General features: G+C 52.1%; 1 protein-coding gene and 1 pseudogene. Both read right to left on the bottom strand.

Annotated features, from left to right (window positions below):
• Positions 1-240 (bottom strand): transposase (locus tag BHE85_RS28475; protein WP_032254633.1); only part of this gene is annotated, 240 nt, incomplete at its 3' end.
• Positions 241-294: 54 nt separating this feature from the next.
• Positions 295-655, bottom strand: a pseudogene (locus BHE85_RS28480) (transposase); the annotation flags it as partial.

Consider the following 655-nt stretch of genomic DNA (forward strand, 5'->3'; position numbering starts at 1 on the left):
ATTTTCACGTTCCAGCTCTTTCAGACGCTGACGTTCAGCGGTGGTGAGCCCGCCATCACCGCCTCCGGTATCCCGCTCATGCTGGCGTACCCAGACACGCAGAGTCTCCGGTGTACAGCCAATCTTTGGGGCAATGGAACAAATTGCCGCCCACTGTGAGTCATATTCGCCCTGACTTTCCAGAACCATACGAATCGCCCTCTGACGGACTTCGGGGGAAAAACGAGTATTTTTAGTCATCCTGTTTACCTCTTTCTCAGGAAGTTTAGTCTCCAGGATTCCCGGGGCGGTTCACATCACCATTCCGCATGATTCTGAGAAACTCAGTTGATTCGGCCAGTAACCTTTCAGATGTTCCGCCATTTTAATCATCTGATATCTCACCAGATTATAAGCCAGTAAGACACCCCACAGCTCTTGCTCCACAAGCTCCGGCTTTTTACTTCTCAGCGTCAGCCTGCTCAGTTGCATCGTCTGTTTTATCTCCCTGTATCCCAGTTCAATTTCCCAGCGATGACTGTACAGATCCGCCATTTCTCCTCCGGGGAAGCGCATGGCGTCCGTCATCGACGTCAGCAGATGGCAGACTTTTCCTTTGCGCGTCACGGTCAGCAGGCGGGCTGTCACTTCATTTCCCAGTCCCGGCCACTTTTTT

The organism is Shigella sp. FC1567 (assembly GCF_001743015.1).
Lineage (GTDB): Bacteria > Pseudomonadota > Gammaproteobacteria > Enterobacterales > Enterobacteriaceae > Escherichia > Escherichia coli.